Raw genomic sequence first — 14,589 nt, 5'->3', positions numbered from 1 at the left:
ATTATCAAGCTGGCACCAAATTCGCATTAATAGTGGCATCAAGCGCGCATTTTGCGCTGAGGCCACCCCATGCTGTCCAACACCATCGACTTCGAAGCCGCGCGCAAGCAATTACTGGCGGCAAGCCAGGCGGCAAGACAACCCAAGCACCCACCGACCCTGGCCGACCTCTACCGCCAGCTGAGCCTGCGCCTGCAGACCAGCCTTGAGATCGACCGGCTGCTGGAGATGTTCTTCAGCGATATCCAGGGCCTGCTTCCCTTCGCGGCGCTGCTCTACCGTCACGAGGAGACCGATCTCCAGCTGACGCTGGGCTCGCCCGCCGCCCACACCACCAGTTACCGGCTGCGCTACGAGACCGAAGAACTGGGCGAACTCATCCTGCAGGATACGCAGCGCATTGATGACCACCGCCTCAACCAGCTCGAGGCCCTGCTCGGCTGCCTGTTGTTCCCGCTGCGCAACGCCCTGACCTACCGCCGTGCCGTCCAGGCCTCGCTGCGCGACCAGCTGACCGGCGCCGGCAACCGCGCCGCGATGAACCTGGCCCTGACCCGGGAGATCGAACTGGCCCGCCGGCACGGCCACCCGCTCAGCCTGATCATGCTCGACCTGGATCATTTCAAGGGCCTGAACGACCGCCACGGCCACCGCGGCGGCGACGAGGCGCTGCAGCGGGTGGTCAGCCGCCTCAAGCATCATCTGCGCAACGTCGACATGCTGTTCCGCTACGGTGGCGAAGAGTTTCTCGTATTGCTTTCGAGCACCGACGCCCAGGATGCGGCGCTGGTCGGCGAACGGCTGCGGGCGACGGTGGATCAGCATCCCTTCGAGGTCGACGGCCAGCCGGTACACCTGTCGATCAGCCTCGGCAGTGCGACCTATCGGCCCCCCGAGAGCCTGGAACAGCTGCTGCAGCGCGCCGACGCCGCGCTCTACAGCGCCAAGCGCAGCGGCCGTAACCGGTTGAGCATCGCGCGCTGAACCGCAAGACCGGTCACAGACGAAAACGCCCCCGAGGCACGAACCTCGGGGGCGTCTTTTTCAGCGCCTGCGCATCGACTCAGGGGCGCTTGGGCCGATCCTGACGACCGAAACCCGGGCGCTGCCCCTCCGCAGCAGGCGGGCCGCGGCGCTTAGCCGGTGCGGGCTTCTTCGCCGCGGGCCGGCCAGTACCGGCCTCGTGACGCGGACCGCGCTTGCGGTCGTCGCCGGGACGCTCGGCCACCGGCGTTCCACGTACCGGCTCACCACCTGCCCGAGGCTTGCGCGCAGGCTTCTCGCCACGACCACGCGACTCCTCGCCACGCGGCGACGCACCATCGAGCGCCGGCCGCAGCACGCGGGAGCGGCGCTCGCCACGGCCGAGCGGCTTGGCCGCCTTGCGCTGCAGGCGATCGAGCTTTTCGCGCATCTTGGTCTTCATCTCCGGCAGCGCGATGGGTGCCAGCCCCACCTCTTCGCTGAGGATGTTGACCTCGGCCTGGTTCATTTCACGCCAGCGCCCCATGGGCAGGTCGGAGGTCATGAACACCGGACCGAAGCGCACGCGCTTGAGGCGGCTCACCACCAGCCCCTGCGATTCCCACAGGCGGCGGACCTCGCGGTTGCGCCCTTCCATCACCACGCAGTGATACCAGTGGTTGAAGCCTTCCCCGCCGGGCGCTTCCTGGATATCGGTGAACTTGGCCGGACCATCCTCGAGCATGACGCCCTTCTTCAGGTTCTCGAGGATCTCCTCGGTCACCTCGCCACGCACCCGCACCGCGTACTCGCGATCCATCTCGTAGGACGGGTGCATCAGGCGGTTGGCCAACTCACCGTCGGTGGTGAACAGCAGCAGTCCGGTGGTGTTGATGTCCAGCCGGCCGATGTTGATCCAGCGACCGTCCTTCGGACGCGGCAGGCGGTCGAAGACCGTGGGCCGGCCTTCGGGATCGTCGCGGGTGCATATCTCGCCATCGGGCTTGTTGTAGATCAGCACGCGACGAACGGCCTCGGTGGCCTCCTCGCGCCTGAGCACACGGCCATCGAGGGCGATGGCGTCATGCAGGTCGACACGCTGCCCGAGCGCCGCGACCGCGCCATTGACCTTGATCCGGCCTTCGGCGATCCAGCTTTCGACTTCGCGGCGCGACGCCAGGCCCATGCGGGCCAGCACCTTCTGCAGCTTTTCGCCGTGGGCAACGTGGGGGGTTGTATCGTCGTGTTCGTGTTCGGTCATCTGGGCACCTCCCGGTGTGGCAGTTCCGATTGAAAGGCCGCGCATCATACGCGCAACCCGGCTTCGCATCACCTAGTGTAGGCGCTCGCGCGACGGCAGGCCGCCGCTGACGCCACACGCAAAAAAAACCAGGCAACCGAGGCGGCCGCCTGGCCAAACAACGGGCGAGCCGAGGCCCGCCCGGACGGTCAGGCGAGCGCGGCCAGCGCCTCGGCGCTGCTGCGGCGGACCTGCTCCCAGTCACCGCTCTTGAGCCAGCTGCTGTTAAGCATCCAGGTTCCACCGACGCACATCACGTTGGGCAGCTGCAGGTAGTCGCGGGCATTGGCGGCATTGACCCCGCCAGTCGGGCAGAACCTGACGTTGGCGAACGGACCGGCGAACGCCTTGAGCGCCGCCACGCCACCGCAGACCTCGGCCGGAAAGAGCTTGAAGCGCCGATACCCGAGCGCATACCCGAGCATGATGCCGGATGCATCGCTGATCCCCGGCAGCATCGGCACCGAGCAATTGACGCCGGCCTCGAGCAATTCGGAGGTCGAACCGGGGGTGACGATGAACTGCGCGCCAGCCGCCTCGGCCTCGTCGAGCATGCGCCGGTCGAGCACAGTGCCGGCACCGATGCAGAGGTCGGGTCGCTCGTTGCGCAGACGGCGGATCGCGCCCAGGCCATGGGCCGAGCGCAGGGTGACTTCCAGGGTCGTCAGCCCGCCGGCGGCGAGCGCATCGGCCATCGGCAGGATCTGATCCTCGCTGTCGATGGTGATCACGGGGAGGATTCTGGCGCGCTCGCAGAGGCGCTCGATCAGCTCGTTCTTTTGTTCCATGTTCATGGAAAGTTCCTCGGGCCTCACGGGCACCAGTAGATCTCGAGAGGGGAATGCAGGAAGGCGCGGATCGGCATCCGTACCGGATCGACCGTCAGCGCCCGGCGCAGCGCATCGAGCTTGGCCTCGCCCTGGATAGCCAGGCACTGCACGCGCGCGCCCGCCAGCAGCGGATAGGTCAGGCTGATGCGCTGATGCGGAGCCGCGGGCGCCTGCATCGGCACGCAGGCCGCCTCGCAGGTCGGCTCCAGCGCCTCGCCAAGGCCCGGATTGCCGGGAAACAGCGAGGCGGTATGACCGTCGTCACCCATGCCGAGCACCAGCACGTCGAGGGGACGCTTGAGGGCGGTCAGGCTCTGCTCGGCAGCCGCGACGGCTTCGGCCAGGCTCGGCGCCGCCTGATAGAGCCCTATGAAACTGGCCTTCGCGGCCTCGTTCTGCAACAGATGGCGACGCACCAGCGCCTCATTGCTGTCGGGATGGGTTGGTGGCACCCACCGCTCGTCCGCCAGGCTGACCTGCACCTTGGACCAGTCCAGCGGCCGGGTCGACAGCGCCTCGAGGAAGCGGATCGGGCTGCGCCCGCCGGACACCGCCAGGCTGGCGCAGCCATCGGTCTCGAGGGCGAAGCTCAAGGCGTCGGCCACGGTGCGGGCCAGGGCCTCGGCCTGCTTGTCGGCATTGGCCAGGCTATGGGCTACCACGCCCGAAGGCAGTTCGAGTTCAAAGATCGCCATACCAGGACCTCCCATCACGCGTGATCAGCGCTATCGACGCCACCGGCCCCCAGGAGCCGGCCGGATAGAGCTTGGGGGTATCGCCCAGCCGGCTCCAGCCGTCGATCAGCTGGTCGCACCACTTCCAGGCATATTCGATTTCGTCCTTGCGCACGAACAGGTTCTGGTTGCCCTGCATGACTTCGAGCAGCAGCCGCTCGTACGCGTCGGGTATCCGCGAACGCTTGTAGGTTTCGGAGAAGTTGAGCTGCAACGGACCGCTGCGAAGGTGCATGCCCTTGTCGAGCCCCTGCTCCTTGGTCATCACCTGCAGCGCGATGCCCTCGTCCGGCTGCAGGCGAATGATCAGGCGGTTGCTGATCAGCGAACGCTGCTCCGGCGCGAAGATGTAGAACGGCGGCTCCTTGAAATGGATGACGATCTGGGAAACCTTCTGCGCCATGCGCTTGCCGGTGCGCAGGTAGAACGGCACGCCGGACCAGCGCCAGTTGCAGATGTCGGCGCGCAGCGCGACGAAGGTTTCGGTGCTGCTTTCGGCGTTGGAATTCTCTTCTTCGAGGTAGCCGGGCACCGTCTTGCCATTCACGCTGCCGGAGGCGTATTGCCCGCGCACCACGCGCTGGCTGAGCATCTCCGGCGTGATCGGCGCCAGCGCCTTGAGCACCTTGACCTTCTCGTCGCGGATGCTGTCGGCGGTCAGGTCGCTCGGCGGGTCCATGGCGATCAGGCAGAGCAGCTGCAGCAGGTGGTTCTGGATCATGTCGCGCAGCTGCCCGGCCTGGTCGAAATAACCCCAGCGCCCTTCGATGCCGACCGTTTCGGCCACGGTGATCTCCACGTGGGAGATGTGGTGCTGGTTCCACTGGGTTTCGAACAGACTGTTGGCGAACCGCAAGGCGATCAGGTTCTGCACCGTTTCCTTGCCCAGGTAATGGTCGATCCGGTAGATCCGGCTCTCGGGAAAGAACTCGGCAACCGCATCGTTGACCACCCGCGACGACGCCAGGTCGTGGCCGATGGGCTTTTCCAGCACCACCCGTGTCTGCTCGGCGAGCCCGGCATGGGCGAGGTTCTCGCAGATCGCACCGTACACCGACGCCGGCGTCGCGAAATAGGCAATCAGCGGCATCTCCGGCGCGACCATCTGCACCAGGGGGGCGAAATCCTCGCGCCGGCGAAAATCGATGGTCAGGTACTGCATCCGCGCGAGAAAACGGGCCATGACCGATTCGTCGATGTCCGCGTCGGGCACGTAGCGCCTGATCGCCTGCTCGATGGTCGCCATGTGGGTCTGCGGATCGCCCGCGTCGCGCGACAGGGCGAGGAGCTTGGTGCCACCGTGCAGCAGCCCGGCACGGTCGAGCTGATACAGCGCTGGGAACAGCTTGCGCAGCGCCAGATCGCCAAGGGCGCCGAACAGAGCGAAGGTTGTAGCATCGACACTGATAGCAGGCATGATATCTATTCTAAGCAATTAACACTGTTAGACGAGCTTGCCCGGGCAGTTTATGCAGAAAATGTTGTTATTAAAACTACATTGTCGGGATTTTTTGCCTAAGATGGCTTTCGGTATCATCATTCGCGCCAACGTCGCAGCGTCCCCGCCGCCTATGCCCTTGCAGTCTCCCGTATAAAGGAAAAGACATGGATCGCGTGAAAAATCTCTTGGAGCAGATCAAAAATCGCCTCGAAGAGCTTAACAAGGCCGAACGAAAAGTCGCCGAGATCATCCTGCGCGATCCGCAGCAAGCCACACGCTACAGCATTGCGGCCCTGGCGCAGGCGGCGAAGGTCAGCGAGCCGACGGTCAACCGGTTCTGCCGCTCGTTCGGTGTCAGCGGCTACCCGGAGCTGAAGATCCAGCTGGCGCAAAGCCTGGCCAGCGGAGCGGCGTACGTCAGCCGCGCGGTGGAAGCCGACGACGGCCCCCTCGCCTACACCCAGAAGATCTTCGGCAGCGCCATCGCCTCGCTCGACGCCGCCGGCCAGAGCCTGGACCCCGACATGGTCAGCCGCGCAGTTGACCTGATGATCCAGGCGCGGCAGATCCATTTCTTCGGCCTCGGCGCCTCCGCGCCCGTGGCGCTGGACGCGCAGCACAAGTTCTTTCGCTTCAACCTTCCGGTGACGGCCCACGCCGACGTGCTGATGCAGCGCATGCTCGCGTCGGTGGCACACACCGGGGACCTGTTCGTGATCATTTCCTACACCGGCCGCACCCGCGAGCTGGTCGACGTGGCCAGCATGGCGCGCGACCAGGGAGCCTCGGTGCTGGGCCTGACGGCGGCGGGCTCGCCGCTGGCCAAGGTGAGCACCCTGAGCCTGGACATTCCCCTGCCCGAGGACACCGACATCTACATGCCGATGACCTCGCGGATCATCCAGCTCACCGTGCTCGACGTGCTGGCGACGGGCGTGACCCTGCGTCGGGGCATCGACTTCCAGCCCCACCTGCGCAGGATCAAGGAAAGCCTGCTGGCCACCCGTTACCCCAACGAGGAATAGCAATCGGGCCGCATGATGCGGCCCGACCCGGAAGGCTTCAGCGGGAGGCTACCGCTCTCCCTCGCCCCTGCTCATTTCCACCAGTACTCCACCTGCACCCCGAAGTTCGAACCGTGGCGGGCGTCGCCGAACGTACCGGTGTCGGACAGCGCGCTGCCGGCCGCGATCAGGCTGGCTGCGCGCTGCGCCGCGGCGTTCCACTCGGCATAGGTGTAGTAGACGCGCACTTCGGGACGCTCCCAGAAACCGGGACCGGCCGGCGACCAGGTCGGTGCGATGGTGAACTTGGTCAGCTTGCGGGTGCCGCCGTCGGCGTCCACCTGATCGTGGCCCAGCTCGGTGACCAGCTTGAACTGGTTGGTGAAGGCGTAGGTGGGGCGGATACCCACCGACAGCCAGTCCTGGTCCGTCCCGTTCTCGCGGGTGTCCTTCTGGTACACCGCCTGGACCTGGCCACCGAAACGCGGCGTGACCTGCCAGTCGAAGAACTCCACCACGCGCCAGCTCTTGTTGTTGCGATCGAGCGTGACATCGCCGGTGTAGCCCAGGCCAGTGCCGGGACCACGGCCGTACTGCACGGCGAAGGTGTTGCCGCCGCCCAGGCCGAGGAAGTTGTCCTGCTTGTGCTGGACGGTCGCCGACCAGCCGCTGTTGCTGTCGGTGCGGTCCGGATCGTCGATGTAGCTGATGCCGAACTCCAGCTCCCCGCCGGGATTGGAATCGAAGCCGCCGACGTTGAAGTCGTGGCGGTTGATGTATTCCTTCTGGAACACGCTGTCCTTGCGCGAGAAGGCATAGCTGTATTTCAGGCCGCCGATTTCCATGTCCTCGATACCCGCGCCGGTGGCGCTCTGGTTCCAGTAGTAGAAGTCGGAGATGTGGATGTCGTTACGCTTGTAGAACCGGCGACCGGCCCAGAGCGAACCGTTGTAGAGCGCCGGCACCTTGCTCCATTCGGCATACAGCTGGTTCATCCTGGCCCAGCCGTGATCGCCGGTGAACTTGGGCGAGTAGTTGTATTCGTTGTAGAGCGCAGCCATGCCTTCGATGCTCAGCACCGAACCATCGCCGAAGGTGAACAGATCGTGGCGCAGGTCGAGTTCGGCGTACTGCTCGCACTCGTTGCCCAGGCGGTACTTGGATTGCGCTCCGGGGAGCTGGAAGCAGGCCTGCTTGCCGCTGCTGGTCGACTCGCCGATCCCGCTACGCAGGTAGCCGGAAAATTCCAGGGCATGACCGGACAGGGGCAGAGCCAGACCGGCGACAGCCGCGGCGAGGCTTAGACGTGTTGTTTTGTTCATATCCACTCCGATGATTTTTTTATTGTTCTACCGGGCCGTACCGCTTGCTGCCTTGCCAATGGGCCCGTACTGCGCGCGTATCGAGCCCCAGGAGGCTCGTCTACCCCGGTTCGCCGCCGACGCCGCGGCTGCGAACCGGTTCGACCTTCGAGGCCTGCGGGAGTGCTACCGAGGCCTGGCTTGATCTTAGTTCCGTTCAGCGGCTCTTGAACTGCGCGACCTTGCCGGCCCGCTCAACCGGCTGTTGCTTTCCCAGCAGCCCCAGGCGCTCTCCGCTCTGGGCATCGAACAGCAGCACCTTGTCCGCATCGAACTGCAGCTGCAGGCTTTCACCGACCTGCGGCGCGGCATCCGGAGCCAGGCGGCAGCAGACCTTGGTGTCGTTGAGCTTGACGAAGATCAGCGTGTCCGGCCCCGTCGGCTCGGTGACTTCCACTTCGGCGCGGATGCTGGCCAGTGCGCCCTGCCCGCTGGCCACGCCGATCTGCTCGGGACGAATGCCCAGGATCACGTCGCGACCGTCGAGCGATTCGCCCTCGGCCAGGCCGAGCGGCAGCTCGCAGCGCGCCTGACCGCTGTCCAGCAGAGCCACCAGCCGCCCGTCACGTCGCTGCAGGCGCAATGGGATGAAGTTCATCGGCGGCGAGCCGATGAAACTGGCGACGAACAGGTTGGCCGGGTCGTTGTAGATCTGCTGCGGCGTACCGAACTGCTGGATGACGCCGTCCTTCATCACCGCCACCTTGTCGCCGAGGGTCATCGCCTCGATCTGGTCATGGGTGACGTAGACGGTGGTGGTCTTCAGGCGCTGGTGCATCAGCTTGATTTCGGTGCGCATCTCCACCCGCAGCTTGGCGTCGAGGTTCGACAGCGGCTCGTCGAACAGGTAGATCTTCGGCCGCCGCGCCAGCGCACGCCCCATCGCCACGCGCTGCTGCTGCCCGCCCGACAGCTGCGACGGCTTGCGCGACAGCAGGTGCTCGATCTGCAACAGCTTGGCCACCCGCGCCACTTCCTGCTCGATGGCGGCGGGCGCCATCTTGCGCATCTTCAGGCCGAAGGCGATGTTGTCGCGCACGCTCATCGTCGGGTAGAGCGCGTAGGACTGGAACACCATGGCGATGTCGCGATCCTTGGGGCTGGCGCCGCTGATGTCGGTCCCGTCGACCAGGATCTCGCCGCCGGTGATGGCCTCGAGCCCGGCGATGCAGTTCATCAGGGTGGATTTTCCGCAGCCCGACGGCCCGACGAGAATCAGGAATTCGCCCGAGCCGATCGACAGGTCGATGTCCTTCAGCGTGTCGGCCAGACCACTGCCATAGCTCTTGTGCACGTTGCGTAGTTCGAGGGATGCCATGTCTGCTCCTAACCCTTGACGGCGCCGGCGGTCAGCCCGCGCAGGAAATACTTGCCGGCGAGGACGTACACCACCAGCGTAGGCAGCCCGGCGATCATCGCCGCAGCCATGTCGACGTTGTATTCCTTGACGCCGGTACTGGTGTTGACCAGGTTGTTCAGCGCCACCGTGATCGGCTGGCTGTCGCCGCTGGCGAACACCACACCGAAGAGGAAGTCGTTCCAGATCTGGGTGAACTGCCAGATCAGGCAGACCATGATGGTCGGCACCGACATCGGCAGAAGGATCTTCGCGAAGATGGTGAAGAACCCCGCCCCGTCGAGCCGCGCCGCCCGCACCAGCGCATCGGGCACGCTGACGTAGAAGTTGCGAAAGAACAGCGTCGTGAAGGCAAGGCCATAGACCAGGTGCACCAGCACCAGACCCGGGGTGGTGTTGGCCAGGCCAAGCTGGCCCAGCGTGAACGAGGCCGGCAGCAGGATCACCTGGAACGGCAGGAAGCAGCCGAACAGCAGCAGCCCGAAGAACAGCTGCGACCCGCGAAAACGCCACATGGACAGGACATAGCCATTCAGGGCGCCCAGCAGCGTCGAAATGATCACCGCCGGGATGGTGATCTTCACCGAGTTCCAGAAATAGCCGCCGACCGCATCCCAGGCCTTGACCCAGCCGATCACCGTCAGCACGTCTGGCCACGACAGCAGGTTGCCGGTACGAATGTCCTCGGGCGTCTTGAAACTGGTCAGCAGCATCACCACCAGCGGCACCAGGTACATGGCGGCGGCGCCGATCAGCACCGCGTAGATGGCGATCCGGCTGAACGTCAGGCGCTTCAGGCCTACCGGACTAGTCATGGCGCTTGTTCCTCAGTTCCGAATACAGGTAAGGCACCACGATCGCCATCACCGCGCCGAGCATCAGCATGGCGCTCGCGGCGCCGAGGCCCATCTGCCCGCGGGTGAAGGTGTGGGCGTACATGAACACGGCCGGCAGGTCGGAGGCATAGCCCGGGCCGCCGGCGGTCATTGCCGCGACCAGGTCGAAGCTCTTGATCGCGATGTGCGCGAGGATCATCAGGGCGCTGAAGAACACCGGCCGCAGGCTCGGCAGCACGATGCGCAGGTAGATGCTCGGCAGGCTGGCGCCATCGACCTGCGCGGCGCGGATGATCGACTGGTCCACGCCCCGCAGGCCTGCGAGGAACAGCGCCATGACGAAGCCCGACGCCTGCCACACCGCGGCGATGACCAGGCAATAGACGACCCGGTCCGGATCGACCAGCCAGTCGAAGCGAAACCCTTCCCAGCCCCAGTCGCGCAACATCTTGTCGATGCCGAGCCCCGGGTTGAGCAGCCACTTCCAGGCCGTGCCGGTGACGATCATCGACAGCGCCATGGGGTACAGGTACACCGTGCGGATGAAGCCTTCGCGGCGAATCCGCTGATCGAGCAACACCGCCAGCAGCACGCCGATGACCAGGCTGATGGCGATGAACAGCCCGCCGAACACCAACAGGTTCTTGCTCGCCACCCACCAGCGGTCGTTGTTCCAGAGCCGCTCGTACTGCAGCAGCCCGACCCATTTGTAGCTCGGCATGAAGCGCGAGTTGGTGAAGGACAGCAGGAACGTCCAGAAGATGTAGCCGTAGAAACCGACCAGAACGATGAGCATGCTGGGCGCCAGTACCAGCTTGGGCAGCCAGCGCTGCAACGCATCCAGGGGCGATGCTTTGGTGAATACAGCCGTCGAGCTCATGTACAGCTCCATCGATTGACCCGAAAAAGACGCCTATCCGCCTTGCTGCCCGCCTGCACTGGCTGATCGCGGCGCTGCGACCCGCCCTTTTCGCAGGCGACAGGACACGGCGCCGGGCGGCGCCGTGGGTTCACGAATAAAAAGCGGACCGCGGAGACCGCGGCCCGAACGCCCTACTGAACCGCTTCGATCGCCGCGGCGAGCTGCTGAGCAGCCTTGTTGGGATCGCCGTTGGGATCGTTGAAGAAGTTGGTGACCACATCGAACACCGCGCCCTGCACGTAGCTGGAAGCGGCCATGCCGTGGGCCAGGCTCGGTTGCAGACCGGCGCCCTGGGCGGCGGCCTTGAAGTCCTTCATCGACTGCTGGGCGCAGGCGTCGAACTCGCTCATGTCCTGGTCCAGGCGGACCGGGATGGAGCCCTTGTTCTGGTTGAAGAACTGCTGGAATTCGGGCTCCAGGACAGTGCGCGCCAGGTCTTCCTGGGCCTTGCGGTTGTCCGCGTTGCTCAGCTTGAACATCGCCAGCGAATCGATGTTGTAGGCGAAGCTGCCCTGGGTGCCGGGGAACGGCAGGCACTGGTAGTCCTTGCCGGCGACCTTGTTGGCGGCGCTCCACTCGCTCTTGGCCCAGTCGCCCATGATCTGCATGCCGGCCTTGCCGTTGATCACCAGCGCGGTGGCGCTGTTCCAGTCGCGGCCAGCGGCGTCGGGGTCGACGTAGCCGCGCAGCTTCTTCAGCGCCGTGAAGGCCTGCACCATCTTGTCGCCGGTCAGGGTGTCGCGATCGAGGTCGACGAACGCCTTGTGGTAGTCATCGGGGCCGAGCACCGAGAGGACCAGGTCCTCGAACACGGTGCCGTCCTGCCAGGGCTGGCCGCCATGGGCCAGCGGCATGAAGCCCGCGGCCTTGAGCTTGTCGGCCGCGGCGAAGAATTCGTCGAGGGTCTTGGGCGGCGTGGCGCCGGCCTTCTCGAACACCTCGGGGTTGATCCACAGCCAGTTGACGCGGTGGACGTTGACCGGAACGGCCACGTAATCGCCGTCGTACTTCATCACCTCGGCGACCTGCTCGGGCAACAGCTCGTCCCAGTTGGCCTTTTCGGCGACATCGTTGAGATCGGTGAGCAGACCCAGCTCGCCCCACTCCTGAATGTCCGGCCCCTTGATCTGGGCGGCGGCAGGCGGGTTGCCGGAAACGGCGCGGGTCTTGAGAACGGTCATCGCCGCTTCGCCACCGCCACCGGCGACCGCGAAGTCCTTCCAGGTGTGGCCCTGGGCTTCGACCAGTTTCTGCAGCGTATCGGCGGCGCGCTTCTCGCCACCGGAGGTCCACCAGTGGAGGACTTCGACTTCGCCGGCGTGGGCAGCAAACGGGAGGATGGAGACGAGAGAAACGGCAGCGGCCAAACGATGGATCGCGTTCATGAGGGTTCCTTTCTTCTTTTTATCGAGGCAAGTCATCGCTTGCGTTGCTCGATTGTAAGCATCGCCCGGAGGTGACCGGGTAACGAATGGATGGTGGAAGGTCACAGGATGGTTACAAAGCGGCACGGCCAAGGATGTCGGCCGAGCGCCGCTCAGTCGCCGTTTCGCGGCAGGCTCAGGGTCACCCGCAACCCCCGTTCGGGCAGGTTGCGCAGGCTGATTTCCCCGCCATGGGCATGGGCGATGTTGCGCGCGATACCCAGCCCCAGCCCGTAGCCCGGCTGCTGCCCCGAGAGCCTGAAATGCGGCTCGAACACCTGTTGCAGACGCGGCTCCGGCACGCCGGGCCCTTCGTCGTCGACATGCAGGACGAACAGCTGACCATCGTCCTCGATGGTCAGGTGCGCCTTCTCGCCGTACTTCAGGGCATTGTCCAGGAGGTTGCCCAGGCAACGCTTGAGGGCCAGCGGTTTGCCGGGGTAAGGCGCCACCGCGCGTCCGCTCAGCGTGACCTGGCCGGTCCCGGACGGCGCGAGGTAGGGCTCGGTCACGCAGTCGATGAGCAGGTTCAGGTCCAGCGGCTCGATGTTCTCGTGGATATCGGTGTCCTTCACGCATTGCAGCGCGCCTTTGACCAGCAGTTCGAGTTCGTCCAGGTCGCGGGTGAACTTGGCCTGCAGCGCCTCGTCCTCGAGCAGCTCGACGCGCAGGCGCAAGCGGGTGATGGGCGTGCGCAGGTCATGGGAGATGGCGCTGAACAGCTGGCTGCGCTCGGTCAGGTAGCGGCCGATGCGCTCGCGCATGGCGTTGAACGCCCGGCTGACCTCGACCACCTCGCTGCCGCCCGCCTCGGCCAGCGGCTCGATCTCGCTTCCCAGGGACATCTCCCGCGCCGCCCGCGCCAGGCGCTTGAGGGGCCGGCTCTGCCAGTGCACCAGCACGCCGATGAACAGCAGCAGGAAGAGACTGGTGAAGACGATGAACCACAACTGCTGCGCCGGCAGGCCGTCATCCTCGAGGCTGACATAGGGCGCCGGCATCAGCGAGGCCAGGTAGAGCCACTCGTGCGGCGCGATCTCGATCTGCGTCACCAGCACCGGCGGGTTCAGCGGCTCGAGGCTCAAGGCGTAGTGCGCCCAGGAGCGTGGCAGCTCGTCGAGCTTCAGGCCGCTGTTGAAGATACGCAGGTCGTCGGGGCTGACGAAGCTCACCGAGAGATCGATGCCCTTGCCCAGACGCTCATGGAGAACCTGCTCGACCGCCTCGAGCACGGCACGCTTGCGCGGCGTGGCCGGCAGTACCTGCATGTCCAGCGGCTGGGCGTTGAGCGACACGAAGAATCGGGTGCCGCCCATGCTGCGCAACTGGTCGAGCACCAGCGGGCGGTACCCGAGCGGCAGCGAACGGAAGTAGCTGACGCTGGCGGCCATCGAGTGGGCCAGGCTGCGCGAACTGGTGAGCACCCCTTCCATCTGGCTGGCGCGCAGCTGCGAGACCCAGATCAGGCTGGACAACGTCTGGGCCAACAACACCGCCAGCAACGTCAGCAGCAGCATCCTGCCGAGCAACGAGCGCGGCACCAGCCGGCGCAGGCCGCGGCGTACCGCCTCAGTGCGCATCGTTGCAGGGCACCACGCTGGCGGCGAGCAGATAACCCGCGCCGCGCACGGTTCGGATCAGCCGGGGCGGCTTGCCGGTATCGCGCAGGCGCTGCCGGAGCCGGCTGACCGCCATGTCGACGATGCGCTCGAGCGGCATCACCTCGCGCCCACGGGTCGCGTTGGCGATGGTGTCGCGGTCGAGGATGTGCTGGGGATGATCGAGGAACAGCCTGAGCAGGGCGAAGTCGGCGCCGGAGAGGAACACCTCTTCGCCGTCGACATGGAACAGCCGATGGCTGATCAGATCCAGGCGCCAGTCGTCGAAGGCCAGCACGTCGCTGGCCGGCTGTTCGACGTACTGGGCCCGGCGCAGCAGCGCCTTGATCCGCGCCAGGAGCTCGCGCGGACTGAAGGGCTTGCCCAGATAGTCGTCCGCGCCCAGCTCCAGACCGATGATGCGATCGGCCTCGTCGGAACTGGCCGTGAGCATGATCACCGGCACGCGGGCGAACCGCTGGTGCTCGCGCACCCAGCGGCACAGGCTGAAGCCGTCCTCGTCGGGCAGCATGACATCGAGGATCACCAGGCTTGCCGGCTCGTCCAGCAGTGCCTGGCGAAAGCCCGCGCCGTCGGCGACGGCCCTCACCTGAAACCCGGAACGACTGAGGTAGGCCTGCAGCAACTCGCGGATTTCCTGATCGTCGTCGACGAGCAGGATCGATTTTCCAGCATGGGTCACGATGAATCCCTTCTTGTTCTTGTCACTAGAACAGTAGCGTCCGACCGGCAAATCTGCAGGCCGGACGGCTCAGACCACGAAGATCGCGCGGTATTCCCTGCGCGACCGAATTTCCG

General features: G+C 65.5%; 13 protein-coding genes. 2 read left to right on the top strand and 11 right to left on the bottom strand.

What is annotated here, in order from left to right; all coding sequences use genetic code 11:
- Nucleotides 1-69: 69 nt before the first annotated feature.
- A complete protein-coding gene (locus DN824_RS15095; RefSeq protein ID WP_138409233.1) occupies nt 70-984 on the top strand; it encodes a GGDEF domain-containing protein in 915 nt (304 codons plus the stop codon).
- 79 nt (nt 985-1,063) lie between these two features.
- Here DN824_RS15095 and rluB read toward each other — a convergent pair whose 3' ends face one another.
- The 4 genes from rluB to zwf all read right to left on the bottom strand — a co-directional run bounded on the left by rluB (nt 1,064) and on the right by zwf (nt 5,244).
- Entirely contained in the window at nt 1,064-2,224 is a 1,161-nt protein-coding gene (gene rluB / locus DN824_RS15090) for a 23S rRNA pseudouridine(2605) synthase RluB (protein ID WP_138409232.1), read from the bottom strand.
- 188 nt (nt 2,225-2,412) lie between these two features.
- Nucleotides 2,413-3,057 (bottom strand): bifunctional 4-hydroxy-2-oxoglutarate aldolase/2-dehydro-3-deoxy-phosphogluconate aldolase, encoded by a 645-nt coding sequence (locus tag DN824_RS15085; RefSeq protein ID WP_138409231.1) that lies wholly within the window; start codon nt 3,055-3,057, stop codon nt 2,413-2,415.
- A 17-nt stretch (nt 3,058-3,074) separates the two neighbouring features.
- A complete protein-coding gene (pgl, locus tag DN824_RS15080) occupies nt 3,075-3,788 on the bottom strand; it encodes a 6-phosphogluconolactonase (RefSeq protein WP_138409230.1) in 714 nt (237 codons plus the stop codon).
- The gene (zwf, locus tag DN824_RS15075) at nt 3,775-5,244 is read right to left on the bottom strand and encodes a glucose-6-phosphate dehydrogenase (protein WP_138409229.1); all 1,470 of its coding nucleotides are present in this window, start codon (nt 5,242-5,244) and stop codon (nt 3,775-3,777) included. Before zwf ends, pgl begins: the two co-directional genes overlap by 14 nt.
- A gap of 188 nt (nt 5,245-5,432) precedes the next feature.
- Here zwf and DN824_RS15070 point away from each other — a divergent pair, with 188 nt between their 5' ends.
- A complete protein-coding gene (locus tag DN824_RS15070; protein ID WP_138409228.1) occupies nt 5,433-6,293 on the top strand; it encodes a MurR/RpiR family transcriptional regulator in 861 nt (286 codons plus the stop codon).
- Nucleotides 6,294-6,364: 71 nt separating this feature from the next.
- Here DN824_RS15070 and DN824_RS15065 read toward each other — a convergent pair whose 3' ends face one another.
- The 7 genes from DN824_RS15065 to DN824_RS15035 form a co-directional block, all read right to left on the bottom strand.
- Complete coding sequence (locus DN824_RS15065) at nt 6,365-7,594, bottom strand: maltoporin (RefSeq protein ID WP_138409227.1); 1,230 nt, start codon at nt 7,592-7,594, stop codon at nt 6,365-6,367.
- 196 nt (nt 7,595-7,790) lie between these two features.
- Complete coding sequence (locus DN824_RS15060) at nt 7,791-8,951, bottom strand: ABC transporter ATP-binding protein (protein ID WP_138409226.1); 1,161 nt, start codon at nt 8,949-8,951, stop codon at nt 7,791-7,793.
- A gap of 8 nt (nt 8,952-8,959) precedes the next feature.
- Nucleotides 8,960-9,805 carry a carbohydrate ABC transporter permease gene (locus DN824_RS15055; RefSeq protein WP_138409225.1) on the bottom strand — a complete coding sequence of 282 codons (846 nt, stop codon included), beginning with the start codon at nt 9,803-9,805 and terminating at the stop codon, nt 8,960-8,962.
- Entirely contained in the window at nt 9,798-10,706 is a 909-nt protein-coding gene (locus DN824_RS15050; protein ID WP_138409224.1) for a carbohydrate ABC transporter permease, read from the bottom strand. Before DN824_RS15050 ends, DN824_RS15055 begins: the two co-directional genes overlap by 8 nt.
- A 173-nt stretch (nt 10,707-10,879) precedes the next feature.
- Nucleotides 10,880-12,133: an ABC transporter substrate-binding protein gene (locus DN824_RS15045; protein WP_138409223.1), complete on the bottom strand. Its 1,254-nt coding sequence runs from the start codon at nt 12,131-12,133 to the stop codon at nt 10,880-10,882.
- A 152-nt stretch (nt 12,134-12,285) separates the two neighbouring features.
- Nucleotides 12,286-13,752, bottom strand: coding sequence for an ATP-binding protein (locus DN824_RS15040; RefSeq protein WP_138409222.1), 1,467 nt, complete (start codon nt 13,750-13,752; stop codon nt 12,286-12,288).
- Nucleotides 13,742-14,473 carry a response regulator gene (locus tag DN824_RS15035; RefSeq protein ID WP_138409221.1) on the bottom strand — a complete coding sequence of 244 codons (732 nt, stop codon included), beginning with the start codon at nt 14,471-14,473 and terminating at the stop codon, nt 13,742-13,744. Before DN824_RS15035 ends, DN824_RS15040 begins: the two co-directional genes overlap by 11 nt.
- Between the last annotated feature and the right edge of the window lie 116 nt (nt 14,474-14,589).

This window comes from Stutzerimonas nosocomialis (genome assembly GCF_005876855.1).
GTDB lineage: Bacteria > Pseudomonadota > Gammaproteobacteria > Pseudomonadales > Pseudomonadaceae > Stutzerimonas > Stutzerimonas nosocomialis.
Note: the sequence above shows the minus strand (reverse complement) of the source record. Positions and strands in the feature narration are given on the sequence as shown.